26 protein-coding genes are annotated in these 26,217 nt (G+C 59.0%); 16 read left to right on the top strand and 10 right to left on the bottom strand.

Going from position 1 to position 26,217, the window contains the following annotated elements:
• Positions 1–4 precede the first annotated feature (4 nt).
• Positions 5–661, bottom strand: coding sequence for an alpha/beta hydrolase (locus ACMXYI_RS01505; protein ID WP_046048230.1), 657 nt, complete (start codon positions 659–661; stop codon positions 5–7).
• A 466-nt stretch (positions 662–1,127) separates the two neighbouring features.
• On the opposite strand from ACMXYI_RS01505, the gene ACMXYI_RS01500 reads away from it, so the two are divergent.
• The 4 genes from ACMXYI_RS01500 to ACMXYI_RS01485 all read left to right on the top strand — a co-directional run bounded on the left by ACMXYI_RS01500 (position 1,128) and on the right by ACMXYI_RS01485 (position 5,286).
• Positions 1,128–2,156: an amino acid ABC transporter substrate-binding protein gene (locus ACMXYI_RS01500; protein ID WP_123365710.1), complete on the top strand. Its 1,029-nt coding sequence runs from the start codon at positions 1,128–1,130 to the stop codon at positions 2,154–2,156.
• Positions 2,157–2,221: 65 nt separating this feature from the next.
• Entirely contained in the window at positions 2,222–3,403 is a 1,182-nt protein-coding gene (locus ACMXYI_RS01495; protein WP_415771261.1) for an amino acid ABC transporter permease, read from the top strand.
• A gap of 10 nt (positions 3,404–3,413) precedes the next feature.
• Entirely contained in the window at positions 3,414–4,511 is a 1,098-nt protein-coding gene (locus tag ACMXYI_RS01490; RefSeq protein WP_415771259.1) for an amino acid ABC transporter permease, read from the top strand.
• A 10-nt stretch (positions 4,512–4,521) separates the two neighbouring features.
• Entirely contained in the window at positions 4,522–5,286 is a 765-nt protein-coding gene (locus ACMXYI_RS01485; protein WP_046048226.1) for an amino acid ABC transporter ATP-binding protein, read from the top strand.
• Between the two features lie 56 nt (positions 5,287–5,342).
• On the opposite strand, the gene ACMXYI_RS01480 is transcribed toward ACMXYI_RS01485, so the two are convergent.
• Positions 5,343–5,831: a type II toxin-antitoxin system MqsA family antitoxin gene (locus tag ACMXYI_RS01480; RefSeq protein WP_415771257.1), complete on the bottom strand. Its 489-nt coding sequence runs from the start codon at positions 5,829–5,831 to the stop codon at positions 5,343–5,345.
• Positions 5,828–6,139 carry a type II toxin-antitoxin system MqsR family toxin gene (locus ACMXYI_RS01475; protein ID WP_415771256.1) on the bottom strand — a complete coding sequence of 104 codons (312 nt, stop codon included), beginning with the start codon at positions 6,137–6,139 and terminating at the stop codon, positions 5,828–5,830. Before ACMXYI_RS01475 ends, ACMXYI_RS01480 begins: the two co-directional genes overlap by 4 nt.
• A gap of 165 nt (positions 6,140–6,304) precedes the next feature.
• Here ACMXYI_RS01475 and ACMXYI_RS01470 point away from each other — a divergent pair, with 165 nt between their 5' ends.
• From ACMXYI_RS01470 to ACMXYI_RS01450, 5 genes are all read left to right on the top strand, one after another.
• Positions 6,305–6,964, top strand: coding sequence for a FadR/GntR family transcriptional regulator (locus ACMXYI_RS01470; protein WP_140677801.1), 660 nt, complete (start codon positions 6,305–6,307; stop codon positions 6,962–6,964).
• Complete coding sequence (locus ACMXYI_RS01465; protein WP_415771254.1) at positions 6,954–8,261, top strand: CynX/NimT family MFS transporter; 1,308 nt, start codon at positions 6,954–6,956, stop codon at positions 8,259–8,261. Before ACMXYI_RS01470 ends, ACMXYI_RS01465 begins: the two co-directional genes overlap by 11 nt.
• Positions 8,262–8,373: 112 nt before the next feature.
• A complete protein-coding gene (locus ACMXYI_RS01460; RefSeq protein WP_415771252.1) occupies positions 8,374–8,841 on the top strand; it encodes a nuclear transport factor 2 family protein in 468 nt (155 codons plus the stop codon).
• 39 nt (positions 8,842–8,880) lie between these two features.
• Complete coding sequence (locus ACMXYI_RS01455) at positions 8,881–9,201, top strand: GIY-YIG nuclease family protein (RefSeq protein ID WP_415774008.1); 321 nt, start codon at positions 8,881–8,883, stop codon at positions 9,199–9,201.
• 88 nt (positions 9,202–9,289) lie between these two features.
• Positions 9,290–10,225, top strand: coding sequence for a glutathione S-transferase family protein (locus ACMXYI_RS01450; RefSeq protein WP_415771250.1), 936 nt, complete (start codon positions 9,290–9,292; stop codon positions 10,223–10,225).
• Between the two features lie 121 nt (positions 10,226–10,346).
• Here the strand turns inward: ACMXYI_RS01450 and ACMXYI_RS01445 are convergent, their stop codons facing one another.
• Together ACMXYI_RS01445 and yejK are read right to left on the bottom strand one after the other, a co-directional pair.
• On the bottom strand, positions 10,347–10,697 hold the full coding sequence (locus ACMXYI_RS01445) for a glutaredoxin family protein (protein ID WP_415771248.1): 351 nt from the start codon (positions 10,695–10,697) through the stop codon (positions 10,347–10,349).
• The gene (gene yejK / locus ACMXYI_RS01440; protein WP_008147593.1) at positions 10,697–11,701 is read right to left on the bottom strand and encodes a nucleoid-associated protein YejK; all 1,005 of its coding nucleotides are present in this window, start codon (positions 11,699–11,701) and stop codon (positions 10,697–10,699) included. Before yejK ends, ACMXYI_RS01445 begins: the two co-directional genes overlap by 1 nt.
• Before the next feature lie 395 nt (positions 11,702–12,096).
• On the opposite strand from yejK, the gene ACMXYI_RS01435 reads away from it, so the two are divergent.
• Positions 12,097–12,378 (top strand): HU family DNA-binding protein, encoded by a 282-nt coding sequence (locus tag ACMXYI_RS01435; protein ID WP_007905514.1) that lies wholly within the window; start codon positions 12,097–12,099, stop codon positions 12,376–12,378.
• Between the two features lie 102 nt (positions 12,379–12,480).
• Here the strand turns inward: ACMXYI_RS01435 and rlmF are convergent, their stop codons facing one another.
• The 5 genes from rlmF to ACMXYI_RS01410 form a co-directional block, all read right to left on the bottom strand.
• Positions 12,481–13,503, bottom strand: coding sequence for a 23S rRNA (adenine(1618)-N(6))-methyltransferase RlmF (gene rlmF / locus ACMXYI_RS01430; RefSeq protein WP_056743581.1), 1,023 nt, complete (start codon positions 13,501–13,503; stop codon positions 12,481–12,483).
• A gap of 263 nt (positions 13,504–13,766) precedes the next feature.
• Complete coding sequence (locus ACMXYI_RS01425; RefSeq protein ID WP_415771246.1) at positions 13,767–16,613, bottom strand: valine--tRNA ligase; 2,847 nt, start codon at positions 16,611–16,613, stop codon at positions 13,767–13,769.
• Between the two features lie 138 nt (positions 16,614–16,751).
• On the bottom strand, positions 16,752–17,147 hold the full coding sequence (locus ACMXYI_RS01420) for a DNA polymerase III subunit chi (RefSeq protein WP_415771244.1): 396 nt from the start codon (positions 17,145–17,147) through the stop codon (positions 16,752–16,754).
• 8 nt (positions 17,148–17,155) lie between these two features.
• Complete coding sequence (locus tag ACMXYI_RS01415) at positions 17,156–17,584, bottom strand: DNA polymerase III subunit chi (RefSeq protein WP_046048214.1); 429 nt, start codon at positions 17,582–17,584, stop codon at positions 17,156–17,158.
• A gap of 60 nt (positions 17,585–17,644) precedes the next feature.
• Positions 17,645–19,135, bottom strand: a complete 1,491-nt coding sequence (locus tag ACMXYI_RS01410; RefSeq protein WP_415771242.1) for a leucyl aminopeptidase — start codon at positions 19,133–19,135, stop codon at positions 17,645–17,647.
• A 305-nt stretch (positions 19,136–19,440) separates the two neighbouring features.
• Between ACMXYI_RS01410 and lptF the strand changes: the two genes are divergently transcribed.
• The 6 genes from lptF to era all read left to right on the top strand — a co-directional run bounded on the left by lptF (position 19,441) and on the right by era (position 26,213).
• Entirely contained in the window at positions 19,441–20,559 is a 1,119-nt protein-coding gene (gene lptF, locus ACMXYI_RS01405) for an LPS export ABC transporter permease LptF (protein ID WP_415771240.1), read from the top strand.
• Positions 20,552–21,613, top strand: a complete 1,062-nt coding sequence (gene lptG / locus ACMXYI_RS01400; RefSeq protein ID WP_415771239.1) for an LPS export ABC transporter permease LptG — start codon at positions 20,552–20,554, stop codon at positions 21,611–21,613. Before lptF ends, lptG begins: the two co-directional genes overlap by 8 nt.
• Before the next feature lie 171 nt (positions 21,614–21,784).
• Complete coding sequence (gene lepA / locus ACMXYI_RS01395; RefSeq protein WP_008151572.1) at positions 21,785–23,584, top strand: translation elongation factor 4; 1,800 nt, start codon at positions 21,785–21,787, stop codon at positions 23,582–23,584.
• A 5-nt stretch (positions 23,585–23,589) separates the two neighbouring features.
• Positions 23,590–24,444, top strand: coding sequence for a signal peptidase I (gene lepB / locus ACMXYI_RS01390; protein ID WP_415771237.1), 855 nt, complete (start codon positions 23,590–23,592; stop codon positions 24,442–24,444).
• Positions 24,445–24,628: 184 nt separating this feature from the next.
• Positions 24,629–25,318 carry a ribonuclease III gene (rnc, locus tag ACMXYI_RS01385; protein WP_033053426.1) on the top strand — a complete coding sequence of 230 codons (690 nt, stop codon included), beginning with the start codon at positions 24,629–24,631 and terminating at the stop codon, positions 25,316–25,318.
• Complete coding sequence (gene era, locus ACMXYI_RS01380; protein ID WP_008151577.1) at positions 25,311–26,213, top strand: GTPase Era; 903 nt, start codon at positions 25,311–25,313, stop codon at positions 26,211–26,213. Before rnc ends, era begins: the two co-directional genes overlap by 8 nt.
• The last annotated feature ends 4 nt before the right edge of the window (positions 26,214–26,217 follow it).

Genomic DNA, 26,217 nt, shown 5'->3' with positions numbered 1-26,217 from the left:
ACAGTTAACGCAAGCGCTCGGCGAGCCAGACACCAATGTCGCGAATCTCCTCGGGTAACACTTCGTGGCCCATTGGGTATTCCTGCCATGTCACGGTGACACCATGCTGCTTTAAATACTCGTAGGCGGTGCGGCCCATGGAGTTTTGAACGACGTCATCGTACTGGCCGTGTAAAGACAGCACGGGAATGCGCTGCTGGCTGGCGGAAAGCTCCAGTTCATCGCTGAAGGTCGGTGCATAGGTCGAGAGGGCAAGTACGCCACCCAGCGGTCCCTGCCATTTCAGAAACGCGGTGTGTAACGCCACCGCGCCACCTTGGGAAAATCCTGCCAGGAATATCCGCGAGGCGTCTATTCCGATGGCGCGCTCCACTTCGATCAAATTGACGATCCGCTGCGCCGACTCTTCCAGCTGCTCGCGGTTGATCGCGCGCGCGGGGCTCATGGCCAATATGTCGTACCAGCTCGGCATCTCGTAACCACCGTTGATGGTCACGGCGCAGGTCGGTGCCTGGGGCAGAACGAAGCGGGTGGTCAGCAGGCTTTCCTGCAACGCCTCGGCCACCGGCAAGAAGTCATAGCGATCGGCGCCCAGGCCGTGCAGCCAGATAACGCAGGCGTCTGCGGGCTTGACGGGCTGAAGAATCAAGGGCTCGGTCATGGTTGCTCCAATTTTGTGCAGGCGCTCTCATTGAGTGCGAGGTCTGAGGGCGTGCCTGGTTGATCAGTTAATAAGATGTCGCAAGGCTACAAGTTTTGCTATTGACCTGTCGCGCAATCGCTTCAGCGAGCGGTCTGGTACGGGCTTTGCTATGGGGAAACGGTGCAACCCATCTCGCGCCTTGCGGTAACACTATCAGTGTACTGCTGGCGGTGGGATAGCAAAGAATCCGGTGATGGATGTTCGCCAGTGGCCGCTACGGGCTTCGCGAACGTGAAAGGGCTACAGCCCGTTCGGCCGATTGGTGAGAAGTGAGTTGTCCATTATGTGGATTTTCTCCTACTAGACTCATAGCGCAGGTCTTACGTCGGTTGACCCCAAAAAAAGCCAACACGGGTCAACAACGCCTCATAAGGGTGCGACTGGACTCAGCTCCGACACAACAAGAGCAAAACTGGAGGTTTGAATGAAGATGTTGAAATCCACCCTGGCTATCGTGACTGCAGCCGCAGTACTCGGTGTCAGTGGGTTCGCTCAGGCGGGTGCAACCCTGGATGCAGTGCAGAAGAAAGGTTTCGTACAGTGCGGTGTAAGTGACGGTCTGCCGGGTTTCTCGGTTCCGGACTCCACTGGCAAGATCATCGGTATCGATGCTGACGTCTGCCGCGCTGTGGCCGCTGCCGTATTCGGCGACGCGACCAAGGTCAAATTCAGCCAGTTGAACGCCAAAGAGCGTTTCACCGCGCTGCAGTCCGGCGAAATCGACGTGCTGTCGCGTAACACCACCTGGACCAGCTCCCGCGATTCGGGCATGGGCCTGGTGTTTGCCGGCGTGACGTACTACGACGGCATCGGCTTCCTGGTGAACAACAAGCTGGGCGTGAAGAGCGCCAAAGAGCTCGACGGCGCCACCATCTGCATTCAAGCCGGCACCACGACCGAGCTGAACGTTTCCGACTACTTCCGCGGTAACGGTCTGAAATACACCCCGATCACCTTCGACACCTCCGATGAAAGCGCCAAGTCGCTGGAATCCGGTCGTTGCGACGTGCTGACTTCCGACAAATCCCAGCTCTACGCACAACGCAGCAAGCTGGCGACCCCGACCGACTACGTCGTTCTGCCGGAAACCATCTCCAAGGAGCCTCTGGGCCCGGTCGTGCGTAAAGGCGACGAAGAGTGGTTCAGCATCGTCAAGTGGACCCTGTTCGCCATGCTCAACGCTGAAGAAATGGGTATCACCCAGAAAAACGTTGAAGCTGAAGCCAAAGCCACCAAGAACCCGGACGTTGCTCGTCTGCTGGGCGCTGACGGTGAATACGGCAAAGACCTGAAAGTGAAGAAAGACTGGGTCGTGCAGATCGTCAAGCAAGTGGGCAACTACGGTGAAGTGTTCGAGAAAAACCTCGGCAAAGGCACTCCACTGGCCATCGACCGCGGGCTGAACGCTCTGTGGAACAACGGCGGCATTCAATACGCACCACCAGTGCGCTGATGGTTCTATCACCCGGTGGGCCAACCACCGGGTGATGTTCTGTTCCATTATTTGCGGGGCACTTCATGCAAAATTCAATCGGCGCACCAAAGCAGAGGCTCAGCCTCAGCGATCCAAAAGTGCGTGCGTGGCTATTTCAGATCATCACCATTGTGGCGGTGGTCTCGATGGGCTGGTATCTGTTCGACAACACGCAGACCAACCTTCAACACCGGGGCATTACCTCCGGCTTCAGCTTTCTGGAGCGCAGTGCCGGTTTCGGCATCGCTCAACACCTGATCGACTACACCGAATCGGACAGCTATGCCCGGGTGTTTGTCATCGGCCTGCTCAACACGCTGCTGGTGACCTTCATCGGCGTGATCCTGGCGACGATCCTCGGGTTCATCGTTGGTGTGTCACGGCTGTCGAAGAACTGGATCATTGCCAAGCTGGCGACGGTGTATGTAGAGGTTTTCCGTAACATTCCGCCGCTGCTGCAAATCCTGTTCTGGTACTTCGCGGTGTTCCTGACCATGCCGGGGCCACGCAATAGCCATAACTTCGGTGACACCTTCTTTGTCAGCAGTCGCGGCCTGAACATGCCGGCCGCGTTGACGGCGGATGGTTTCTGGCCGTTTGTGGTCAGCATCGTCGTGGCCATTGTCGCCATCGTGCTGATGAGCCGCTGGGCGACCAAACGCTTCGAAGCGACCGGTGTACCGTTCCACAAGTTCTGGGTGGGTCTGGCGCTGTTCCTGGTGATCCCTGCGCTGTGCGCATTGATCTTCGGCGCGCCCGTGCACTGGGAAATGCCGAAGCTGCAAGGCTTCAACTTCGTCGGTGGCTGGGTACTGATCCCGGAACTGCTGGCGCTGACCCTGGCCCTGACGGTGTACACCGCGGCGTTCATCGCCGAGATCGTGCGTTCGGGCATCAAGTCGGTCAGCCACGGCCAGACGGAAGCGGCGCACTCGTTGGGATTGCGCAACGGTCCGACCCTGCGCAAGGTGATCATCCCGCAAGCCCTGCGCGTGATCATTCCACCGCTGACCAGCCAATACCTGAACCTGGCGAAGAACTCCTCGCTGGCGGCCGGTATCGGTTATCCGGAAATGGTCTCGTTGTTTGCCGGTACGGTGCTGAACCAGACCGGGCAGGCGATCGAGGTGATTGCCATCACCATGAGCGTGTACCTGGCGATCAGTATCAGCATTTCCCTGCTGATGAACTGGTACAACAAGCGCATTGCGCTGATCGAGCGGTAAGGAAAAGCGCATGACGACTCATACTTTCAAGCCTGACATGCCGCCACCGAACAGAAGCATCGGTGTGGTGGCGTGGATGCGCGCCAACATGTTCTCCAGCTGGCTCAATACCCTGCTGACCCTGTTCGCGTTCTATCTGATTTACCTGGTGGTACCGCCGATCCTGAGCTGGGCGATCCTCGATGCCAACTGGGTTGGCACCAGCCAGGCTGACTGCACCAAGGAAGGCGCCTGCTGGGTGTTCATCCAGCAGCGCTTCGGCCAGTTCATGTACGGCTACTACCCGGTGGACTTGCGCTGGCGTGTGGACCTGACCGTGTGGTTGGCGGTTATCGGCGTGGCACCGTTGTTCATCTCGCGCTTCCACCATAAAGCCGTGTATGGCCTGAGCTTCCTGGTGCTGTACCCGATCATTGCCTGGTGCCTGTTGCATGGCGGCGTTTTCGGCCTGACCCAGGTGGCGACCAGCCAATGGGGCGGTCTGATGCTGACCCTGGTGATCGCCACCGTCGGTATTGCCGGTGCATTGCCGCTGGGCATTGTCCTGGCGCTGGGCCGTCGTTCGAACATGCCGGCGATTCGCGTGGTCTGCGTGACCTTCATCGAATTCTGGCGCGGCGTGCCGTTGATCACGGTGCTGTTCATGTCCTCGGTGATGCTGCCGTTGTTCCTGCCTGAAGGCATGAACTTCGACAAACTGCTGCGGGCGCTGATCGGCGTGATCCTGTTCCAGTCGGCCTACGTGGCCGAAGTGGTGCGCGGTGGTCTGCAAGCGATTCCCAAAGGTCAGTACGAAGCGGCTGCAGCGATGGGCCTCGGTTACTGGCGCAGCATGGGCCTGGTGATTCTGCCGCAAGCCCTGAAGCTGGTGATCCCTGGCATCGTCAACACCTTCATTGCGCTGTTCAAGGACACGAGCCTGGTGATCATCATCGGCCTGTTCGACTTGCTCAACAGCGTCAAACAAGCCGCCGCCGACCCGAAATGGTTGGGCATGGCCACCGAAGGCTATGTGTTCGCGGCCCTGGTGTTCTGGATTTTCTGTTTTGGTATGTCGCGCTATTCCATGCATCTGGAACGCAAGCTCGACACTGGCCACAAGCGTTAGGAGTTCTGTAATGAGCGAAGCAATCAAAAAGCCTGCGAGCCCTGAAGGCATTATTCAGATGCAGGGCGTGAACAAGTGGTACGGCCAGTTCCACGTGTTGAAAGATATCAACCTGAACGTTAAACAGGGCGAGCGTATCGTCCTGTGCGGCCCGTCGGGTTCTGGCAAATCCACCACCATTCGCTGCCTCAACCGACTGGAAGAACACCAGCAGGGCCGCATCGTGGTCGATGGCGTGGAGCTGACCAACGACCTCAAGCAGATCGAATCGGTTCGCCGTGAAGTCGGCATGGTGTTCCAGCACTTCAACCTGTTCCCGCACCTGACCATCCTGCAGAACTGCACCCTGGCGCCGATGTGGGTGCGCAAGATGCCCAAGCGCAAGGCCGAAGAAATCGCCATGCATTACCTGGAACGCGTCCGCATTCCGGAGCAGGCGCATAAATTCCCGGGGCAACTGTCCGGCGGTCAGCAACAGCGTGTGGCGATTGCTCGCGCCCTGTGCATGAAACCGAAAATCATGCTGTTCGACGAACCGACCTCGGCACTCGACCCGGAAATGGTGAAAGAGGTTCTCGACACCATGATCGGCCTGGCCGAAGACGGCATGACCATGCTCTGTGTGACCCACGAAATGGGCTTCGCCCGCACCGTGGCCAACCGTGTGATCTTCATGGACAAGGGCGAAATCGTCGAACAGGCTGCACCGAACGACTTCTTCGATAACCCGCAGAATGAGCGTACCAAGCTGTTCTTGAGCCAGATCCTGCATTGATTGGCGCTTGGCAGTGAAATAAACCCGGACAGTGTTCCGGGTTTATTTTGTCTGGGTTATTGCGTCAGGACGGTTTCTTGTTCCGGATGACGTGTCGCCAACAGCTGCTTTAAATCGGCGCCCTCGCTGAGCGCGTGCACCTCGGCCATCAGATGCGGGTGACGATCCAGCAAGCGCATCAACGTAAGCAGCGGTTGAGGAGGGGCGAGTTCACCGCGCTCGTAGCGGGAAAACGCATTGTGCCCGCCGCCGGAGAGTAGCTTCACCGCGTCTTTCTGTGTGAGGTGCAATTTGAGGCGGATACGTTTTATCTCGGATCCCATGACTTGAAAACAGTCTTCCAGAAGTTTGTCGCCTGCATCGACATATCGTTCGGCGCTGTCTGTGGTGTCATCGAAGATGATTTCACCGCACACCTTGCACTCCCAACCGGCTAGATCGTGTACCAGTCGCGACATTTGCTTGTAATTGACGGTGAGACTGCGATCGACGAAGTGATGCATACCGTCGCGGGCGCCACAGCTCATGCATTGCCGTATCTTCATGGGTTTTTCTCCTTGAAGGAGATCACTGGGGCGCCACCACCGGGGCAGTAGGTCACTTTAATGTAAATCTCCTGATCATTAAGTTTTGCGTGGTAAACGTCCTGCCAGGTTCGGTGATCCAGATAAGTTGTCATGGATTTGTAGAGCATCCTTCTCTCCAATGCATAAATGACCTTTTGCATGCTCTTGTAATTGAGTCCCATGCTCCTGCCTGTCTCCAGCGCTTTGTTAGTGAAAGCGTGGACCCCCATCCTGGCAACCTCCGCCTTGACCACTGCCAGGTCGTAATGAGGTGTGTTCTTTTCCATAAGACACTTCAACTCTGAGATAAAAACTACCCTTAAAGGGTAATTTTAACAATCGAAAATCCCGCTCCTTTTCCCGCCCCTTAACCCTAGGCGGTTGTCCTCTCGGACGAAGCTGACTAACATGTCAGAAAATTCATCCTATGATTGGATGAAAGGGCGAATCCTATGTCAGACATTTCTCCGCTAGTTAAACGGTCCCTGGTCGACCAGGCACTGGACCAGTTACGCCTGCGCATCACCGAAGGAATCTGGACGGTCGGCCAGCGTTTACCCACCGAACCTGAGCTGTCCGCCGAGCTGGGCATCAGCCGCAATACCGTGCGTGAAGCCATGCGCGTATTGGCGTTTTCCGGGTTGATCGAAATTCGTCAGGGCGACGGCAGCTATTTGCGGGCGGTGGTCGATCCGCTCGACACCATGAAGGCGTTGTCCCGCTGCTCCCATGAACAGGCCCGGGAAACCCGGCACATTCTGGAAGTCGAGGCCATCGGCCTGGCTGCGTTGCGTCGTACCGACGAAGACCTGGTGGCATTGCGCGAGGCGTTGGGCGTGAGCGGCAGCCACTATCACGGCGATCTCGACACGTATATCGCCTGCGATCTGGTGTTCCACCGTCGACTGGTGGACGCCGCGCACAACCCGACCCTCAGCGAGTTGTATCGCTATTTTTCCAGCGTCATCGGTGCGCAATTACGCGAAACCCTGAACATTTCCCCCCGACGCCAAGAGGTGTTCGACCTCCATATCGAACTGCTTGATGCCGTCGAGCAACGCGACCCGGAACGGGCCAAAGCCCTGTCGAGGCAGTTGATCAATGAACCTTGAAACCGAGAACCCCATGTCCAGCAGCAACAGCAACATCACTCATCCCAAGCGGACAGCAGAACTCGAAGAGCTGCTGATCGACGCCGAGGCGGATGACGAACAGGTCCAGCAAAGTCACCCGATCCTGCGGCGGCCGTGGCTGCTGTTGCTGGGCCTGATTCTGGTGGCGCTGAACCTGCGCCCGGCGCTGTCGAGCATGGCGCCGATGCTCAGCGAGGTGTCGAAAACCCTCGGTTTGTCGGCGGCCCAGGCCGGTTTGCTGACAACGTTGCCAGTGCTGTGCCTCGGTTTGTTTGCACCGCTGGCGCCCGTGCTGGCACGACGTTTCGGCGCCGAGCGAGTGGTGCTGGGCATTCTCTTGATGTTGGCCGGCGGGATCATCCTGCGCAGTTCGTTCGGTGAGATTGGCCTGTTTGCCGGCAGCGTACTGGCCGGCGCCAGCATCGGCGTGATCGGCGTTTTGTTGCCGGGCATCGTTAAGCGCGACTTCCCGAAACAGGCCGGCACCATGACCGGCGTCTACACCATGGCCCTGTGCCTGGGGGCGGCGATGGCCGCGGGTGCGACCGTGCCGTTGAGCGAGCATTTCGACAAGAGCTGGGCCTTGGGTCTCGGCTTCTGGGTGGTTCCGGCATTGGTCGCGGCGATTTTCTGGTTGCCACAAGTCGGGCAGAAACACGGCGCGCACAACGTCGCGTATCGGGTTCGCGGTCTGTTGCGTGATCCACTGGCCTGGCAAGTGACGCTCTACATGGGCCTGCAATCTTCTCTGGCCTACATCGTGTTCGGCTGGTTGCCTTCGATCCTGATCGGTCGCGGCCTGACGCCGACCCAGGCGGGTCTGGTGCTGTCAGGCTCGGTCATTGTTCAGTTGGCGAGTTCCCTGGCGGCGCCATGGCTGGCGACGCGTGGCAAGGATCAGCGTCTGGCGATCGTTATCGTCATGCTGCTGACCCTTGGCGGCCTGTTTGGTTGCCTTTACGCACCGCTCGAAGGCTTGTGGGGTTGGGCGATCCTGCTGGGTCTGGGGCAGGGCGGTACGTTCAGTCTGGCGTTGACCCTGATCGTGCTGCGTTCGCGGGACGCCCATGTCGCGGCGAACCTGTCGAGCATGGCCCAAGGCTTCGGTTACACCCTGGCGTCCATGGGCCCGTTCGCGGTCGGTATCGTGCATGACTGGACCGGCGGCTGGAACGCCTTGGGCTGGATATTCGGCATCATCGGCCTGGGGGCGATCATCGCTGGTCTCGGCGCCGGACGTTCGCTGTATGTTCAGGTCGTCAGCGAAAAGGTCTGACACCCGCACACTGTCGGTATTCGGCCCGCGAATGCCGATAGTGTTTCGCGCCTTTGTTGACTATCGTGCAGGCAATCTTTTGAAACCACTTTGCACATCAGGGAGCCTGCCCATGAGTGATGCCCACAACGCATTGATCACCCAGTTCTACCAAGCCTTCCAGCGGCTGGATGCCGAGGCCATGAGCGCCTGCTATACCGATGACGTGGTGTTCAGCGATCCGGCGTTCGGCGAGTTGCGCGGCCGCGATGCCAGCGACATGTGGCGCATGCTCACCACCCGGGCCAAGGATTTTTCCCTGACGTTCGATAACGTACGCAGCGATGAGCGCACGGGCGGCGCCCATTGGGTGGCGACGTACCTGTTCAAGACCGGCAACACCGTAGTCAACGACATTCAGGCGCGTTTTGTTTTTCGCGACGGCAAGATCTGCGAGCATCACGACAGCTTTGATATGTGGGCCTGGTCCCGACAGGCGCTGGGTTTCAAAGGGTTGTTGTTGGGCTGGACGCCAGCGGTGAGGAACGCGGTTCGCGCGCAGGCCTTGAAGGGGCTGAAGGCATTCCAGGCCAGTCGCTGATAAGATCGCGGCTTGTTTCCTACAAGCCTTGATCGTCACGTGAACACCGCCAGCGAATCTTCCGTCATTGCCGCCGAACCATCGCTGCCTGTCAGCAAACCCTGGTTCGTCTACCTCGTTCGCGCGGCCAATGGTTCGCTCTACTGCGGGATCAGCGATGATCCCGTACGCCGATTCGCTACCCACCAGAGTGGCAAGGGCGCGCGCTTTTTTCTCTCCAGCCCTGCCGTGGCATTGGTCTACACCGAAGCCTGCCGCGATAAAAGCGAAGCGCTGCGTCAGGAACGGCTGATCAAAAAACTCAAGAAAAGCGCCAAGGAGTGCCTGGTGGCGAGTGCGTCTGCGGGCTTATCAATCTGACTGATAAATGCCCATCAGGTAGATGTCTGGGCTGGTCAGGGAATGCGCGCTAAGCTGCGGATTCCCTATCCGTGCGGCGGAGCCGAGCATGTCAGAGTTGATTCTTCATCATTACCCGACGTCCCTTTTCGCCGAAAAGGCCCGCTTGCTGCTGGGTTTCAAGGGGCTGTCCTGGCGCTCGGTGAAGATCTCGCCGGTGATGCCAAAACCCGATCTGACCGCGCTGACCGGCGGCTACCGCAAGACGCCGGTGTTGCAGATTGGCGCGGATATCTATTGCGATACGTCGCTGATCGCCCGTCGTCTGGAACAGGAAAAAGCCTTGCCGGCGTTCTTCCCGGAAGGTCAGGAAATGATCGCCGCGACCTTTGCCGCGTGGGCGGATTCGGTGGTGTTCCAGCATGCGGTCAGCCTGGTGTTTCAGCCGGAATCGATCGCCGTGCGCTTCGCCAATATGCCGCCGGAAGCGATCAAGGCGTTCATTGCCGATCGCGCGGAGTTGTTCAGCGGTGGCAGTGCCACACGGCTGTCGGCAGAGCAGGCCCGGCATCAATGGCCGACCATCATGACGCGTCTGGAGCAACAGCTTCAGCGCGAGCAGGGCGACTTCCTGTTCGGCGAGCCGTCGATTGCCGACTTTGCCCTGGCCCATCCGTTGTGGTTCCTCAAAGCCACGCCCGTCACGTCACCGTTGGTCGATGCTTATCCAGCGGTTTCGGCGTGGCTGGGGCGCGTGTTGGGCTTCGGTCATGGCGCGTTCAGCGAGATGAGCTCGGAGGAGGCGCTGGAGGTTGCGCGCAATGCCACACCGGCCGCATTGCCAGATGAGCAATTCGACGAGCCGAATGGTTTTGAGGTTGGCCAGCAGGTATTTATTGCCGCCATCGATTACGGCGTTGACCCGGTGGCGGGTGAGCTGCTGTTTGCGGGCAGTGAAGAATTGATTCTGCGTCGTGAAGACGAGCGGGGCGGCGTGGTGCATGTGCACTTTCCGCGCTTTGGCTTTCGCATCGAAAAACGCTGAGCCCCACTCCTGTAGGAGCATGGCTTGCCCGCGATGGCCGCGACTCGGTGTAACAGTCACACCGCGTCATCGTTCATCGCGGGCAAGCCATGCTCCTACAGGATTTGTGTGAGGCAATGATTTACTTCAGTGCGGCAAGAATCGCATCCGGGTCATACCCGCGAATCAACGTCCCGTTCACATCGATGATCGGAATCCCGCCGCCACCCAGTGCCTCATAGGCCTTGCGCGCCTCGGCATCCTTCTCGATATCGAACTCCTTGTACGGAATTCCCTTCTGATCGAGAAAACGCCGAGTCAGTTTGCAGTAGCCACACCATTCGGTGGCATAGAGCACGACGTTGGCCTTGGCTTGAGTCTGCTCGGACACCACCTGCGCCGGATGGAACACCCGCTCGATCTTGCCCCAGTTCTGGTAGACCACGACCACCAGCAGGATCAGCAGGCATTTCTTCAGTACGCCGCCGAGCATCAGTTACGTCGCTTGAGCTGATCGGTGAGTTGGGTCGGCAGGCCTTTGATGATCAGCGTGCCGGCTTCTTCGTCGTATTCGATCTTCGAGCCCAGCAGGTGCGCTTCGAAGCTGATGGACAGGCCTTCGGCGCGACCGGTGAAGCGGCGGAACTGGTTGAGGGTACGTTTATCTGCCGGGATCTCCGGGGACAGGCCGTAGTCCTTGTTGCGGATGTGATCGTAGAAGGCCTTCGGACGTTCTTCGTCGATCAGCTCCGAGAGTTCTTCCAGGCCCATGGGTTCGCCCAGTTTTGCCTGGCTGCTGGCGTAATCCACCAGGGTCTTGGTTTTCTCGCGGGCGGACTCTTCCGGCAGGTCTTCGCTTTCGACGAAGTCACTGAAGGCCTTGAGCAGGGTGCGGGTTTCGCCGGGGCCGTCGACGCCTTCCTGGCAGCCGATGAAGTCGCGGAAATACTCCGAAACCTTTTTGCCGTTCTTGCCTTTGATGAACGAAATGTACTGCTTGGACTGCTTGTTGTTCTGCCACTCGGACACGTTGATCCGTGCCGCCAGGTGAAGTTGGCCCAGATCCAGGTGCCGGGACGGGGTCACGTCCAGCTGATCGGTCACTGCAACGCCTTCACTGTGGTGTAGCAGGGCGATCGCCAGGTAGTCGGTCATGCCTTGCTGATAATGCGCAAACAGCACGTGGCCGCCCACAGAGAGGTTCGACTCTTCCATCAGTTTTTGCAGATGTTCCACCGCCACTCGGCTGAACGCGGTGAAATCCTTGCCGCCATCGAGGTATTCCTTCAGCCAGCCGCTGAACGGATGCGCCCCGGACTCGGCATGGAAGAAACCCCAGGCCTTGCCTTGTTTGGCGTTGTAGCTCTCATTGAGGTCGGCAAGCATGTACTCGATGGCGCTCGACTCGGCCAGTTCGGAGTCGCGAGCGTGGAGAACTGCGGGCGTGCCGTCGGGTTTTTTGTCGATCAGGTGGACGATGCAATGGCGGATCGGCATGGGCTTCTCGGCTGATTGAAGAGAGGAGGGCGTGCTCCCCCAAAAAGTGCCAAGTGTACCGCAACCACTGGTTTTGGCGCGGCACGAAGGGCAATTCGCAGGTGTCCGATGGCGCTTATGCTGTTTTTTACAGTTTTAGAGCAATAAAGCTGACCAAATGGGTAGCTAGAGGCGGATATTTCCCCGTCTCTGTGCTAGTTTTGCCCGGTCTTACGCGAAGTCACTGCGTTAAGCGTGCATTCAGCATTTGTCAGGTCGAACCAAACCCTGATTTCGGTATCTATAACCCCGACTCGTCGCGGTTATGGCCGAGGGTGCCAGATCCAGAAGATCGGGCTCGATGGCTGACACTGCACTCTGCAATCCATATGAATTTGATAGGGAAGGAACACTACATGGCTCTTACTAAAGACCAACTGATCGCCGACATCGCTGAAGCTATCGACGCGCCAAAAACCACCGCGCGTAACGCTCTGGACCAACTGGGCCAAATCGTTGCCGATCAGCTGGAAAACGGCGGCGAAATCACTCTGCCAGGTATCGGCAAATTGAAAGTGACTGAGCGTCCTGCCCGTACCGGCCGCAACCCTTCGACTGGCGCTGCCATCGAAATCGCTGCCAAGAAAGTTATCAAGCTGGTTGTGGCCAAAGGCCTGACCGACGCTGTTAACAAGTAAGACGCAGTAAAAAAAGCCGTGCTCCGGAGTGATCCGGGCACGGCTTTTTTGTGTCTGCGATTCAGCGATTGACCCAGGGCCAATCGCTGTTTAAGCCGCTACTCAGCTTTTGCGAGCCCAACGTTCGCGCCAGACCTGCTGCTCGGATTTGGTCTGGAAGGTCCAGGCGACGAAGCGGCTTTGCTTCTGGCCCTGGGACATTTCCACGACCTGGCTTTCCAGTACGCCGGCCTTTTTCAACGCCGTCTGGATCGCCGGCAGGTTGGAGGCTTTCGAGACCAGGGTGCTGAACCAAAGCACTTTGTGTTGGAAATGCGCGCTCTCGGCGATCAGTTGCGTCACAAACCGTGCTTCGCCACCTTCACACCACAATTCTGCCGATTGACCGCCAAAGTTCAGCACCGGCAGTTTGCGTTTTGGATCGGCACGGCCCAGTGCGCGCCATTTACGCTCGCTGCCCTTGGTCGCTTCGTCCATCGAAGCGTGGAACGGCGGGTTGCACATGGTCAGGTCAAAGCGTTCGCCGGGTTCGAGCAGGCCCAGCAGGATGTGCTTGGGATTGCTTTGCTGGCGCAACTGGATGGCTTTGTTCAGCCCGTTGGACTGGACGATGGCTTTGGCGGCGGCCACGGCCGTCGGGTCGATTTCCGAGCCGAGGAAATGCCAGCGGTAGTCGCTGTAGCCGATCAACGGATAGACGCAGTTGGCGCCCATGCCGATATCGAGCACCTTGACCGGCGCGCCGCGCGGGATCTCGCCGTCGTTGACGCTGGCCAGCAGGTCGGCCAGGAAGTGCACGTAATCGGCACGCCCCGGAACCGGAGGGCAGAGGTAGTCGGCCGGGATGTCCCAATGGGCGACGCCGTAGAACGACTTGAGCAACGCACGGTTGAACACGCGCACTGCGTCCGGGCTGGCGAAGTCGATGCTTTCCTTGCCGTACGGATTGATGATCACGAACTTCGCCAGTTCCGGCGTGGTTTTGATCAGCGCCGGGAAGTCGTAACGACCCTGATGGCGGTTGCGCGGATGCAGGCTGGCCTTCTCGCGGGGCTCCACGGCTTTGGCCGGGGTCGCGGAATCAGGCTTTTTGCGCGCAGGTCTTGGTGTGCGGGGGGCGTTCATGGGCGTGGTCGATTCGGGTATGGCTAAAAGTGGCGGGTATTGTCCCACATTCAGCCGTTGTGAACCCAATTGTGAAGATCAGCACCATTCCCTGTGGGAGCGAGCTTGCTCGCGATGGCGGACTGTCAGCCAACATCGATGTTGAATGTTATGGCCTCATCGCGAGCAAGCTCGCTCCCACAGGGGATTGCAGTGTTTGAGAGAAAGCGTCGGGCATAAAAAAGGGAGGCCACCAGGCCTCCCGTTTTCATTGCGATTTGCCGTTACAGGCTGGCAATCCGCGCATGCTGCTCGGCCAACTTGCCCAAAGCCTGTTCAGCTTCAGCCAGTTTGGCGCGTTCCTTCTCGATGACTTCGGCCGGGGCCTTGTCGACGAAACCGGCGTTGGAAAGCTTGCCGCCAACCCGCTGAACCTCGCCCTGCAGACGCAGGATTTCCTTGTCCAGACGGGCCAATTCGGCGTCTTTGTCGATCAGACCGGCCATCGGCACCAGCACTTCCATCTCGCCGACCAGTGCGGTGGCGGACAGCGGTGCTTCTTCGCCAGCAGCCAACACGGTGATCGATTCGAGGCGCGCCAGCTTCTTCAGCAGGGCTTCGTTCTCGGTGAGACGACGCTGATCTTCGGCGCTGACGTTTTTCAGGAACAGGTTCAACGGCTTGCCTGGACCGATGTTCATTTCGCCACGGATGTTACGCGTGCCGAGCATCAGGCCTTTGAGCCATTCGATGTCGTTTTCGGCAGCCGGATCGATGCGCTCTTCATTGGCCACTGGCCAAGGCTGCAGCATGATCGTCTTGCCTTCGATACCGGCCAGCGGTGCGATGCGCTGCCAGATTTCTTCGGTGATGAACGGCATGAACGGATGTGCCAGACGCAGCGCGACTTCCAATACCCGAACCAGTGTGCGGCGGGTGCCGCGCTGACGTTCGACCGGTGCGTTTTCGTCCCACAGCACAGGCTTGGAGAGTTCCAGGTACCAGTCGCAATACTGGTTCCAGATGAACTCGTACAAGGCTTGTGCGGCCAGGTCGAAGCGGAACTGATCGAGTTGACGGGTCACTTCGGCTTCGGTGCGTTGCAGTTGCGAAATGATCCAGCGATCCGCCAGCGACAGCTCATAAGCCTCGCCGTTCTGACCGCAGTCTTCGCCCTTGTCCAGCACGTAGCGCGCGGCGTTCCAGATCTTGTTGCAGAAGTTGCGATAGCCCTCGACGCGGCCCATGTCGAACTTGATGTCGCGACCGGTGGACGCCAGCGAGCAGAAGGTGAAGCGCAGGGCGTCGGTGCCGTAGCTGGCGATGCCGTCGGCGAACTCGTCGCGGGTCTGCTTCTCGATCTTCTTCGCCAGTTTCGGCTGCATCATGCCCGAGGTGCGTTTCTGCACCAGGTCTTCGAGCTCGATGCCGTCGATGATGTCCAGCGGGTCAAGGACGTTGCCCTTGGACTTGGACATCTTCTGGCCCTGGCCATCACGCACCAGACCGTGAACATAAACGGTCTTGAACGGAACCTGCGGCGTGCCGTCTTCGTTCTTCACCAAGTGCATGGTGAGCATGATCATCCGGGCAACCCAGAAGAAAATGATGTCGAAGCCAGTCACCAGCACGTCGGTGGAGTGGAATTTCTTCAGGAACTCGGTCTGCTCAGGCCAGCCGAGCGTGGAGAATGTCCACAGGCCCGAACTGAACCAGGTGTCGAGAACGTCGTTGTCCTGTTGCAGGGCAACGTCCGGGCCGAGGTTGTGCTTGGCACGCACTTCGGCTTCGTCGCGACCGACGTAGACCTTGCCCGACTCGTCGTACCAGGCCGGAATCCGGTGGCCCCACCACAGCTGACGGCTGATGCACCAATCCTGGATGTCGCGCATCCACGAGAAGTACATGTTTTCGTACTGTTTCGGCACGAACGCGATGCGGCCGTCTTCAACGGCGGCGATGGCTGGCTCAGCCAATGGCTTGGTCGACACGTACCACTGGTCGGTCAGCCACGGCTCGATGATGGTCCCGGAGCGGTCGCCTTTCGGTACTTTCAGCGCGTGATCGTTGACGCTGACCAATAGGCCGGCGGCATCAAACGCAGCAACGATCTGCTTGCGCGCTTCGAAACGGTCCAGACCGGCGTATTCGGCCGGAATCTTGCCGTCGATGCTTTCGTTCAGCGTGCCGTCGAGGTTGAACACCTGGCAGGCCGGCAATACAGCGGCGTTCTTGTCGAAGATGTTCAGCAGCGGCAGGTTGTGGCGCTTGCCGACTTCGTAGTCGTTGAAATCGTGGGCCGGGGTGATTTTCACGCAGCCGGTGCCGAATTCTGGGTCGCAGTAATCGTCGGCGATGATCGGGATGCGGCGGCCGACCAGCGGCAGCTCGACGAATTTTCCGATCAGGGCCTGGTAGCGTTCATCGTTCGGGTTAATCGCTACGGCGGCGTCGCCGAGCATGGTTTCCGGGCGAGTGGTCGCGACGATCAGGTAATCCTGGCCTTCAGCGGTCTTGGCGCCGTCGGCCAGCGGGTATTTCAGGTTCCACAGGAAACCTTTCTCGTCGTGGTTTTCCACTTCGAGGTCGGAAATCGCCGTGTGCAACTTGGTGTCCCAGTTGACCAGGCGCTTGCCGCGGTAGATCAGGCCGTCTTCGTGCAGGCGGACAAAGGCTTCTTTAACGGCTTCCGAGAGGCCGTCGTCCATGGTGAAGCGCTCGCGGCCCCAGTCCACGGACGAGCCGAGACGGCGGATCTGACGGCTGATGTTGCCGCCGGACTGATCCTTCCATTCCCACACTTTCTCGAGGAATTTCTCACGGCCCAGGTCGTGACGACTCTGGCCCTGAGCTTCGAGTTGACGCTCCACCAGCATTTGCGTGGCGATACCGGCGTGGTCGGTACCCGGCTGCCACAGGGTGTTACGACCCTGCATGCGGCGGAAACGGATCAGGGCGTCCATGATCGCGTTGTTGAAGCCGTGACCCATGTGCAGGCTGCCGGTGACGTTCGGCGGCGGGATCATGATGGTGTAGGACTCGCCCGCGCCTTGCGGGGCGAAGTAATTCTCTGACTCCCAGGTGTTGTACCAGGAAGTTTCAATGGCGTGCGGCTGGTAGGTCTTATCCATGCGCGGCGGGACCCTATTGGCATTTATTCAGGAAAAGCCGGCAAGTATAGCGGGGCATGGGGCAGAGGGCGAGCAGGGGCAGACAGGGCGCAGACCAAATGTGGGAGCAGGCAAACCTGCTCCCATTGGAGATGGGTGTTACTCGTACTGACTCAACAACCGTTCCATCCGCGCGCTGAGGCGGCGTTTGATTTCGGTTTCGATGTGCGGGGCGAAGTCGTCGATCACGTCTTGCATGATCAATTGCGCGGCGGCGCGCAGTTCGCCATCCAGGTGCAGCAGGTCGTCGGGGCTCTTGCTGGCGGCGGGCGCCGGTTGGGCGGCAGGGGCAGCAGGGGCGGGTGGCGCCCGTTCGAGGGTTGGCGGGTTGGCGCCGACCGTATCGAACAGCATCGGAATCTGTTCCTGATCACCTTCCTCGACCGTGTCGGTGAGCAAGGGCGGTTGCAGGTTGTCATCGCCGAGCAATTGACGGATCGACTCAAGGTCGTCCAGCAGGTGCGCGGACTTTTGCAGCGGTTTTGGAGTGTCCATCGGAATGCTCAGAGTCGCTGTAAACGGTGATCTTGCAGAGGATAGCCCTGTTCGCGGTAGAAACGGAAACTCTCCCGCGCAGCCGTACGAATCGTCGGATCTTCCACCACCACTTCCGCCACGCGGGCGAACTTGTTGGCGAATGCCGGGACTTTCAGGGCGAGATTGACCAACAGGTCCTGATGCGGACCGCAGTCATCGCCAAGGCCCAACACAATCAACCCGTCCGGCTCATTTTCAGCTGGGCCGTGGGGCACAAAGCTTTCGCCCTTGAAGGCCCACAGGCGCGCATCGAGATCGTCGCGTTGGGCGGCATCGCTGCAATGCAGATAGATGCGGTGGCCCATGCGCCAGGCTTTTTCGGTGAGCTTGCAGGCAAAGTCCAGCCGCGCCGAAGGATCGGCGCTGGGCAGGATATAGAAGTCGACTTTGGTCATTGCGGTTCCTGAGCTTCAAGTGGCATCACCCGAGAGTGACGCCACCGGAAGTCATCGGTTTCAGGCTTTGGCGCGGTCCAGCAGGTATTGGGTCAGCAACGGAACCGGACGGCCAGTGGCGCCTTTGTCCTTGCCACCGCTGGTCCAGGCCGTGCCGGCGATGTCCAGGTGCGCCCAGTTGAGGTTCTTGGTGAAGCGCGACAGGAAGCAGGCAGCGGTGATGGTGCCGGCTTTCGGGCCGCCAATGTTGGCGATGTCGGCGAACGGGCTGTCCAGCTGTTCCTGGTACTCATCGAACAGCGGCAGTTGCCAGGCGCGATCGTCAGCCGATTGGCCGGCGCTCAGCAGTTGGCCGATCAGCTCGTCGTTGTTGCCCAGCAGGCCCGACGTGTGGGAGCCCAGCGCGACGACGCATGCACCGGTCAGGGTGGCGATGTCGATCACGGCCTGCGGCTTGAAGCGCTCGGAGTAGGTCAGGGCATCGCACAGCACCAGACGGCCTTCGGCGTCGGTGTTGAGGATTTCCACGGTCTGGCCGCTCATGGTGGTGACGATGTCGCCAGGACGCGAAGCGTTGCCGCTCGGCATGTTCTCGGCGCAGGCCAGGATGCACACCAGGTTGATCGGCAGTTTCAGCTCGAGCACGGCACGCAGGGTGCCGAATACGCTGGCAGCGCCGCCCATGTCGTACTTCATTTCGTCCATGCCGGCGCCCGGTTTCAGGCTGATGCCGCCAGTGTCAAAGGTGATGCCTTTGCCGACCAGTGCATACGGCTTCTCGGATTTCTTGCCGCCGTTGTATTGCATGACGATCAGGCGCGGTGGCTGGGCGCTGCCCTGGCCGACGGCGTAGAACGAGCCCATGCCCAGGTCCTTGATCTTCTTCTCATCGAGGACTTCGACTTTCAGGCTTTTGAATTCTTTGCCCAGGTTCTTCGCTTGCTCACCGAGGAACGTCGGGTGGCAGATGTTCGGCGGCAGGTTACCCAGGTCGCGGGTAAACGCCATGCCGTTGGCGATGGCAGTGGCGTGGGCCACGGCGCGCTCGACTTCAGCCTGTGCAGCCTTGATGGTCACCAAAGTGACTTTTTTCAGGGAGCGAGGCTCGGCTTTCTGGCTTTTAAACTGATCGAACGTGTATTCGCCGTCCGCCAGGGTTTCGGCCAGCAGGCGGGTCTTGCCGTAGCTGTCGCGGCCTTTGACCACGACTTCATCCAGGGCCAGCACCGCATCGCTGCCGCCCAGGCCTTTAAGGGTGTTGAGGATGCCGGCGATGATTTTGCGGAACGGTCGGTCGCCCAGCTCTTCGTCCTTGCCAACGCCGACCAGCAGCACGCGCTCGGCCTTGAGGTTCGGCAGGCTGTGCAGCAACAGACTCTGACCGACTTTACCAGCCAGGTCGCCGCGCTTGAGTACAGCGCTGATGGCGCCACCGCTCAGTTCGTCGAGTTGTTTGGCAACGGCGCCGAGTTTGCGGCCTTCGCCGACGGCGACCACCAGAGTGGCGGTTTTCAACGTTTCTGGGCTAACGCTTTTTACAACCAGTTCCATGTCCGGGTCCCTGAATTAATGGTCAACACGCAAGAGCTCGACGGCTTGCATTCGAGCTTGCTTATAAATAGAAAGACGCAGGTCACGGCCCGCGACAAAGGCCGCAGTTTGAACCTCGTGCCCCGAGCCTGACAACCCTCGGTTGTACGATCTTCAACGCTTTAACCGCCTGCTTGAGCGTGCGCAGTGACAGGCGCACCCAATCACAGGATAATGCGCATCTTTTTCGGCGGCTCTGCCCTGCGAGCCGGCTGATGCGTTTGCTTGTTTGGCCGCCTTAGCCTGACAACCCTGGAGTGTCTGGTTTGATCGTCTTCCGTTATCTATCCCGCGAAGTCCTGTTGACCTTGAGCGCCGTCAGCGCTGTGCTGCTGGTCATCATCATGAGCGGTCGCTTCATCAAGTACCTCGCCCAGGCGGCCTCTGGTCTCCTGGATCCGGGCTCGCTATTCCTGATCATGGGCTTCCGTCTGCCGGGCTTCCTGCAGTTGATTTTGCCTTTGGGCCTGTTTCTCGGAATCCTGCTGGCCTACGGTCGCCTGTACCTTGAAAGCGAAATGACCGTGCTGTCGGCCACCGGCATGAGCCAACAGCGCCTGTTTGCCATGACCCTTTTTCCAGCCACCCTGGTTGCACTGGTGGTGGCGTGGCTGAGCCTGAGCCTGGCGCCACAAGGTGCCAATCAATTCCAGTTGCTGTTGAACAAGCAGGATGCCCTGACCGAGTTCGACACCCTCGAGCCGGGTCGTTTCCAGGCGCTGCGCGACGGGACGCGGGTGACCTACACCGAAACGCTGTCAGATGACCGCATCAACCTTGGAGGCGTATTCATTTCGCAGAAGAACGTCTCGTCCGATAAGAAGGATCGCGGGATTTCCGTGCTGGTGGCCGAGAAGGGCCGTCAGGAAATTCGCCCCGACGGTAACCGTTACCTGATTCTCGACAACGGCTATCGCTATGACGGCAATCCGGGTCAGGCCGACTACCGGGCGATCAAGTACGAGGAGTACGGCGTATTGCTGCCCAAGCCGGACGTCAGCGATGAAGTGACCGATCGTGACGCGATGACTACCAGTTCCCTGATCGGCAGCGATGACATTCGCTCCCGCACCGAACTGCAATGGCGTCTATCCCTGCCGTTGCTGGTCTTTATCGTGACCCTGATGGCGGTGCCGCTGTCGCGGGTCAATCCGCGTCAGGGCCGTTTCCTCAAGCTGCTGCCGGCGATTCTTCTATATATGGCTTATCTGTCCATCCTGATTGCCGCCCGCGGCGCCCTTGAAAAGGGCAAAATCCCGCCAGCTCTGGGGTTGTGGTGGGTGCATGCAATCTTCCTGGCCATCGGCTTGGGCTTGCTCTATTGGGAAACCTTGCAGTTGAAGCTGGCGAGTCGCCGCAGCGCGCTGGAGGTGGCTCGTGGATAAGCTCGATCGCTACATTGGTAGCAGCGTATTTGTGGCAATTCTGGCGGTACTGGGGATCATTCTCGGTCTGGCGACGCTGTTCGCGTTCATCGATGAAATGGGTGAGGTCAGCGATACCTACACCTTGGTCGACGTGTTGAGTTATGTCCTGCTGACCGCGCCGCGTCGTCTTTACGACATGTTGCCGATGGCGGCTTTGATCGGTTGCCTGATAGGCCTCGGCAGTCTGGCCAGTCACAGCGAGCTGACCATCATGCGCGCGGCAGGCGTGTCGATCGGGCGAATCGTCTGGGCGGTCATGAAGCCAATGCTGATCCTGATGGTGGTGGGTGTGCTGATCGGCGAATACGTCGCGCCGGCCACCGAAGTCACCGCTCAGGCCAATCGATCCCTGGCTCAGGGTGGCGGCGATGCGCAAAGCGCCAAGCATGGTTTGTGGCATCGCCAGGGTGATGAGTTTATTCACGTCAACTCGGTGCAGCCCAACGGTCTGCTATACGGCGTCACCCGTTATCGTTTCGACAATGAGCGTCACATGCTGTCTTCCAGCTTCGCCAAACGGGCGAAGTTCGATCAGGATCACTGGCAGTTGAGCGACGTCACCACCACGCTGTTCCATGAAAAGAGCACCGAAGTGGTCACCACCCCGATCGAGCGCTGGGATGTCGCCTTGAGTCCGCAGTTGTTGAGTACGGTGGTCATGTCGCCTGACACGTTGTCGATCAGCGGCCTGTGGGGTTACATCCACTACCTGGCTGACCAGGGCCTGAGCAATGGTCGTTACTGGCTGGCATTTTGGGTCAAGGTGTTGCAACCGCTGGTCACCGCCGCTCTGGTACTGATGGCGATTTCCTTCATCTTCGGTCCATTGCGCTCGGTGACCCTCGGTCAGCGAGTATTCACCGGCGTGCTGGTGGGCTTCACCTTCCGTATCGTTCAGGATTTGCTCGGTCCTTCGAGCCTGGTCTTCGGTTTCTCGCCGCTGTTTGCGGTGCTGGTTCCGGCGGGTGTTTGTGCCTTGGCCGGGGTCTGGTTGTTGCGCCGGGCCGGTTGATCAAGGGTTTCTCCTGACCTTGCAGGTCACTCAAAACGCCCCTGTCGCAAGACCGGGGCGTTTTTGTAGGCGCCGTCTGACCTGCGAACGTGACGCTTGCGCCGTGGATCAGGTACAATTCCCGGCTATTTTTCGGCGGGCTATGCCTGCAGCCTTTTTGAGTGTTGATCCGTGAGTGATTTGAGTCATATCCGCAATTTCTCCATCATCGCCCACATTGACCATGGCAAGTCGACGCTGGCCGATCGCTTCATCCAGATGTGTGGCGGCCTTGCCGAGCGCGAAATGGAAGCCCAGGTTCTGGACTCCATGGACCTGGAACGTGAACGCGGGATCACCATCAAGGCCCACAGCGTCACCCTGTATTACACCGCTCGCGATGGCATCAAGTACCAGCTGAACTTCATTGACACCCCGGGCCACGTTGACTTCACCTACGAAGTCAGCCGGTCGCTGGCGGCCTGTGAAGGTGCGTTGCTGGTGGTCGATGCCGGTCAGGGCGTTGAAGCACAGTCGGTAGCCAACTGCTACACCGCGATTGAGCAGGGCCTGGAAGTGATGCCGGTCCTGAACAAGATCGACCTGCCTCAGGCCGATCCGGACCGCGTTAAAGAAGAAATCGAAAAAATCATCGGCATCGATGCCACCGACGCGGTCGAGTGCAGTGCCAAGACCGGTCTGGGCGTCGACGAAGTGCTGGAGCGTCTGGTCAAGACCATTCCTGCGCCGACCGGCAACTATGAAGATCCGCTGCAAGCGTTGATCATCGACTCCTGGTTCGACAACTACCTGGGTGTTGTTTCCCTGGTTCGCGTGCGCCACGGTCGTGTGAAGAAGGGCGACAAGATCCTGGTCAAGTCCACCGGCAAGATCCACCTCGTGGACAGCGTCGGTGTCTTCAACCCGAAACACACCGCCACCGTTGACCTGAAGGCCGGCGAAGTGGGCTTCATCATCGCCGGCATCAAGGACATCCACGGTGCACCGGTGGGTGACACCCTGACCTTGAGCTCCACGCCGGACGTCGACGTGCTGCCAGGCTTCAAACGCATTCAGCCGCAGGTCTACGCCGGCCTGTTCCCGGTCAGCTCCGACGACTTCGAAGATTTCCGTGAAGCCCTGCAAAAGCTCACGCTCAACGACTCGTCCCTGCAGTACACCCCGGAAAGCTCCGATGCCCTGGGCTTCGGTTTCCGTTGCGGGTTCCTCGGCATGCTGCACATGGAAATCATCCAGGAGCGCCTGGAGCGCGAGTACGACCTGGACCTGATCACCACGGCGCCGACGGTAATTTTCGAGCTGCTGCTGAAAACCGGCGAAACGATTTACGTCGACAACCCGTCGAAGCTGCCAGACCTGTCCTCGATCGAAGACATGCGCGAACCGATCGTGCGGGCCAATATTCTTGTGCCGCAAGAGCACCTGGGCAACGTCATTACCCTGTGCATCGAGAAGCGTGGCGTGCAGCACGACATGCTGTTCCTCGGTACCCAGGTTCAAGTGACCTACGATTTGCCGATGAACGAAGTGGTCCTGGACTTCTTCGACCGTCTGAAATCCACCAGCCGTGGCTATGCTTCGCTGGATTACCATTTCGATCGTTATCAATCGGCTAATCTGGTGAAACTGGATGTGCTGATCAACGGTGACAAGGTCGACGCCCTGGCGCTGATCGTGCACAAGGATAACGCGCACTACAAAGGTCGCCAGTTGACCGAGAAGATGAAAGAACTGATTCCACGTCAGATGTTCGACGTCGCGATCCAGGCCGCCATTGGCGGGCAGATTATTGCGCGGACTTCTGTCAAGGCACTCAGAAAGAACGTATTGGCCAAATGCTACGGCGGTGACGTTAGCCGTAAGAAGAAACTGCTTGAAAAGCAGAAGGCCGGTAAGAAACGCATGAAGCAAGTCGGCAACGTGGAAATTCCACAAGAAGCCTTCCTTGCAGTGCTCAGGTTGGATAGTTAGGTCCTATGTCACTAAATTTCCCGCTGTTGCTGGTCATCGCCGTGTTCGTCTGCGGCCTGTTGGCGTTGCTCGATCTGGTTTTCCTGGCGCCGCGTCGGCGTGCCGCCATTGCCTCCTATCAGGGCAGTGTCAGTCAGCCTGATGGGGTGGTGGTCGAGAAACTGAACAAAGAGCCGCTGCTGGTCGAATACGGCAAGTCGTTCTTCCCGGTGTTGTTCATCGTGCTGGTCCTGCGTTCGTTCCTGGTGGAACCGTTCCAGATTCCTTCCGGCTCGATGAAACCGACCCTGGACGTTGGCGACTTCATTCTGGTGAACAAGTTTTCTTACGGGATCCGCTTGCCGGTGATCGACAAGAAAGTCATCGAAGTCGGTGATCCACAGCGCGGCGATGTGATGGTGTTCCGCTACCCGAGCGATCCGAACGTCAACTACATTAAACGTGTGGTGGGCCTGCCGGGTGACCAGATTCGTTACACCGCCGACAAGCGTCTGTTCGTCAACGGTGAGTCGATTGCCGAACAACTGGTCGGCTCCGAGCCGGGCACGTTGGGCAGCGCCGAGCTCTACAAGGAAAAACTCGGCGTCGCCGAGCACCTGATCCGCAAGGAAATGAGCCGTTACCGCGCAATGCCGGACCATTCGTGGACCGTGCCTGCCGGGCACTACTTCATGATGGGCGACAACCGCGACAACTCGAACGACAGTCGCTTTTGGGATGATCCGAGCATTCCCAAGGATCTGCTGGGCATGGTTCCCGACAAGAATATCGTCGGCAAGGCCTTCGCAGTCTGGATGAGCTGGCCGGAACCTAAACTCAGTCACCTGCCGAATTTCTCGCGGGTTGGCCTGATCAAGTAATCACACACGGCGCTGTTGAACACAGCGCCGAATGCATTTCTGGAGTTGGCATAATCGACACCAGAAGCATGAAAACAATGATATTCAGGACGTTATTTTTGAACACAGCGTTAATTGTCCCAAGCCTGCGCCGCATCACGGCGATGGCGGTGGAATCCAACCACGAACTCAGCGTGGGTAAACCGTGAGCGTCTCCTTAAGCCGTCTCGAGCGTCAGCTCGGCTACACCTTCAAGGATCAGGAACTGATGGTCCTGGCCCTGACTCACCGCAGCTTTGCCGGGCGTAACAACGAACGCCTGGAATTCCTCGGTGATGCCATCCTTAACTTCGTCGCTGGCGAGGCGCTGTTCGATCGCTTCCCGCTGGCCCGCGAAGGTCAGTTGTCGCGCTTGCGCGCACGCCTGGTGAAAGGCGAGACCCTGGCCGTACTGGCTCGCGGTTTCGATTTGGGCGAATACCTGCGCCTGGGTTCCGGTGAATTGAAAAGCGGCGGGTTCCGTCGCGAGTCGATTCTGGCCGATGCCCTTGAAGCGCTGATTGGTGCGATCTACCTGGATGCCGGCATGGACATGGCACGCGAGCGCGTGCTGGCCTGGCTGGCCGGGGAGTTCGAAGGCCTGACGCTGGTCGACACCAACAAAGATCCAAAAACCCGCCTGCAAGAGTTCCTGCAGTCGCGTGGTTGTGAACTGCCACGTTACGAAGTGGTGGATATCCAGGGTGAGCCGCATTGCCGGACGTTCTTCGTCGAATGTGAAATCACCTTACTGAATGAAAAAAGCCGAGGTCAGGGTGTGAGCCGTCGTATTGCCGAACAGGTAGCGGCCGCTGCAGCACTGATTGCCCTGGGCGTGGAGAATGGCCATGACTGATTCAACTGCAACTCGCTGTGGCTATGTCGCCATCGTCGGCCGTCCCAACGTGGGCAAGTCCACGCTGCTGAACCACATCCTCGGTCAGAAGCTGGCGATCACCTCGCGCAAGCCTCAGACCACTCGCCACAACATGCTCGGCATCAAGACTGAAGGCGCCGTGCAGGCGATCTACGTCGACACCCCGGGCATGCACAAAGGTGGCGAGAAAGCCCTGAACCGCTACATGAACAAGACCGCTTCGGCGGCGTTGAAAGACGTCGACGTGGTGATCTTCGTGGTCGACCGCACCAAGTGGACCGACGAAGACCAGATGGTCCTCGAGCGCGTTCAATACGTGACCGGCCCGCTGATCGTGGCGCTGAACAAGACTGACCGCATCGAAGATAAAGCCGAGCTGATGCCGCACCTGACCTGGTTGCAGGAACAGTTGCCGAACGCGCAGATCATGCCGATTTCGGCCCAGCACGGGCATAACCTCGAAACGCTGGAGCGCGTGATTGCCGGCTACCTGCCGGAAAATGATCACTTCTTCCCGGAAGACCAGATCACCGACCGCAGCAGCCGCTTCCTCGCCGCAGAACTGGTGCGCGAGAAAATCATGCGCCAGATGGGCGCCGAGCTGCCGTACCAGATCACCGTCGAAATCGAAGAGTTCAAGCAGCAGGGCAAAACCCTGCACATCCATGCCTTGATCCTCGTCGAGCGCGATGGCCAGAAGAAAATCATCATTGGCGACAAGGGCGAGCGGATCAAACGCATCGGCACCGAGGCGCGCAAGGACATGGAGTTGCTGTTCGACTCCAAGATCATGCTCAACCTCTGGGTCAAGGTGAAAGGCGGCTGGTCCGACGATGAACGCGCCTTGCGTTCGCTGGGTTACGGCGACCTGTAACACC

It is taken from the genome of Pseudomonas lyxosi (assembly GCF_047758685.1).
GTDB lineage: Bacteria > Pseudomonadota > Gammaproteobacteria > Pseudomonadales > Pseudomonadaceae > Aquipseudomonas > Aquipseudomonas lyxosi.
The sequence above is the reverse complement of the archived record's forward strand: the minus strand, read 5'-3'. Positions and strand labels throughout refer to the sequence as shown.

Bases quoted from the DNA above. Each gene is read 5' to 3' on its own strand.
- ACMXYI_RS01505 (WP_046048230.1), bottom strand. From the start codon at position 661: ATGACCGAGCCCTTGATTCTTCAGCCCGTCAAGCCCGCAGACGCCTGC.
- ACMXYI_RS01500 (WP_123365710.1), top strand. From the start codon at position 1,128: ATGAAGATGTTGAAATCCACCCTGGCTATCGTGACTGCAGCCGCAGTA.
- ACMXYI_RS01495 (WP_415771261.1), top strand. From the start codon at position 2,222: ATGCAAAATTCAATCGGCGCACCAAAGCAGAGGCTCAGCCTCAGCGAT.
- ACMXYI_RS01490 (WP_415771259.1), top strand. From the start codon at position 3,414: ATGACGACTCATACTTTCAAGCCTGACATGCCGCCACCGAACAGAAGC.
- ACMXYI_RS01485 (WP_046048226.1), top strand. From the start codon at position 4,522: ATGAGCGAAGCAATCAAAAAGCCTGCGAGCCCTGAAGGCATTATTCAG.
- ACMXYI_RS01480 (WP_415771257.1), bottom strand. From the start codon at position 5,831: ATGAAGATACGGCAATGCATGAGCTGTGGCGCCCGCGACGGTATGCAT.
- ACMXYI_RS01475 (WP_415771256.1), bottom strand. From the start codon at position 6,139: ATGGAAAAGAACACACCTCATTACGACCTGGCAGTGGTCAAGGCGGAG.
- ACMXYI_RS01470 (WP_140677801.1), top strand. From the start codon at position 6,305: ATGTCAGACATTTCTCCGCTAGTTAAACGGTCCCTGGTCGACCAGGCA.
- ACMXYI_RS01465 (WP_415771254.1), top strand. From the start codon at position 6,954: ATGAACCTTGAAACCGAGAACCCCATGTCCAGCAGCAACAGCAACATC.
- ACMXYI_RS01460 (WP_415771252.1), top strand. From the start codon at position 8,374: ATGAGTGATGCCCACAACGCATTGATCACCCAGTTCTACCAAGCCTTC.
- ACMXYI_RS01450 (WP_415771250.1), top strand. From the start codon at position 9,290: ATGTCAGAGTTGATTCTTCATCATTACCCGACGTCCCTTTTCGCCGAA.
- ACMXYI_RS01445 (WP_415771248.1), bottom strand. From the start codon at position 10,697: ATGCTCGGCGGCGTACTGAAGAAATGCCTGCTGATCCTGCTGGTGGTC.
- yejK (WP_008147593.1), bottom strand. From the start codon at position 11,701: ATGCCGATCCGCCATTGCATCGTCCACCTGATCGACAAAAAACCCGAC.
- ACMXYI_RS01435 (WP_007905514.1), top strand. From the start codon at position 12,097: ATGGCTCTTACTAAAGACCAACTGATCGCCGACATCGCTGAAGCTATC.
- rlmF (WP_056743581.1), bottom strand. From the start codon at position 13,503: ATGAACGCCCCCCGCACACCAAGACCTGCGCGCAAAAAGCCTGATTCC.
- ACMXYI_RS01425 (WP_415771246.1), bottom strand. From the start codon at position 16,613: ATGGATAAGACCTACCAGCCGCACGCCATTGAAACTTCCTGGTACAAC.
- ACMXYI_RS01420 (WP_415771244.1), bottom strand. From the start codon at position 17,147: ATGGACACTCCAAAACCGCTGCAAAAGTCCGCGCACCTGCTGGACGAC.
- ACMXYI_RS01415 (WP_046048214.1), bottom strand. From the start codon at position 17,584: ATGACCAAAGTCGACTTCTATATCCTGCCCAGCGCCGATCCTTCGGCG.
- ACMXYI_RS01410 (WP_415771242.1), bottom strand. From the start codon at position 19,135: ATGGAACTGGTTGTAAAAAGCGTTAGCCCAGAAACGTTGAAAACCGCC.
- lepB (WP_415771237.1), top strand. From the start codon at position 23,590: ATGTCACTAAATTTCCCGCTGTTGCTGGTCATCGCCGTGTTCGTCTGC.
- era (WP_008151577.1), top strand. From the start codon at position 25,311: ATGACTGATTCAACTGCAACTCGCTGTGGCTATGTCGCCATCGTCGGC.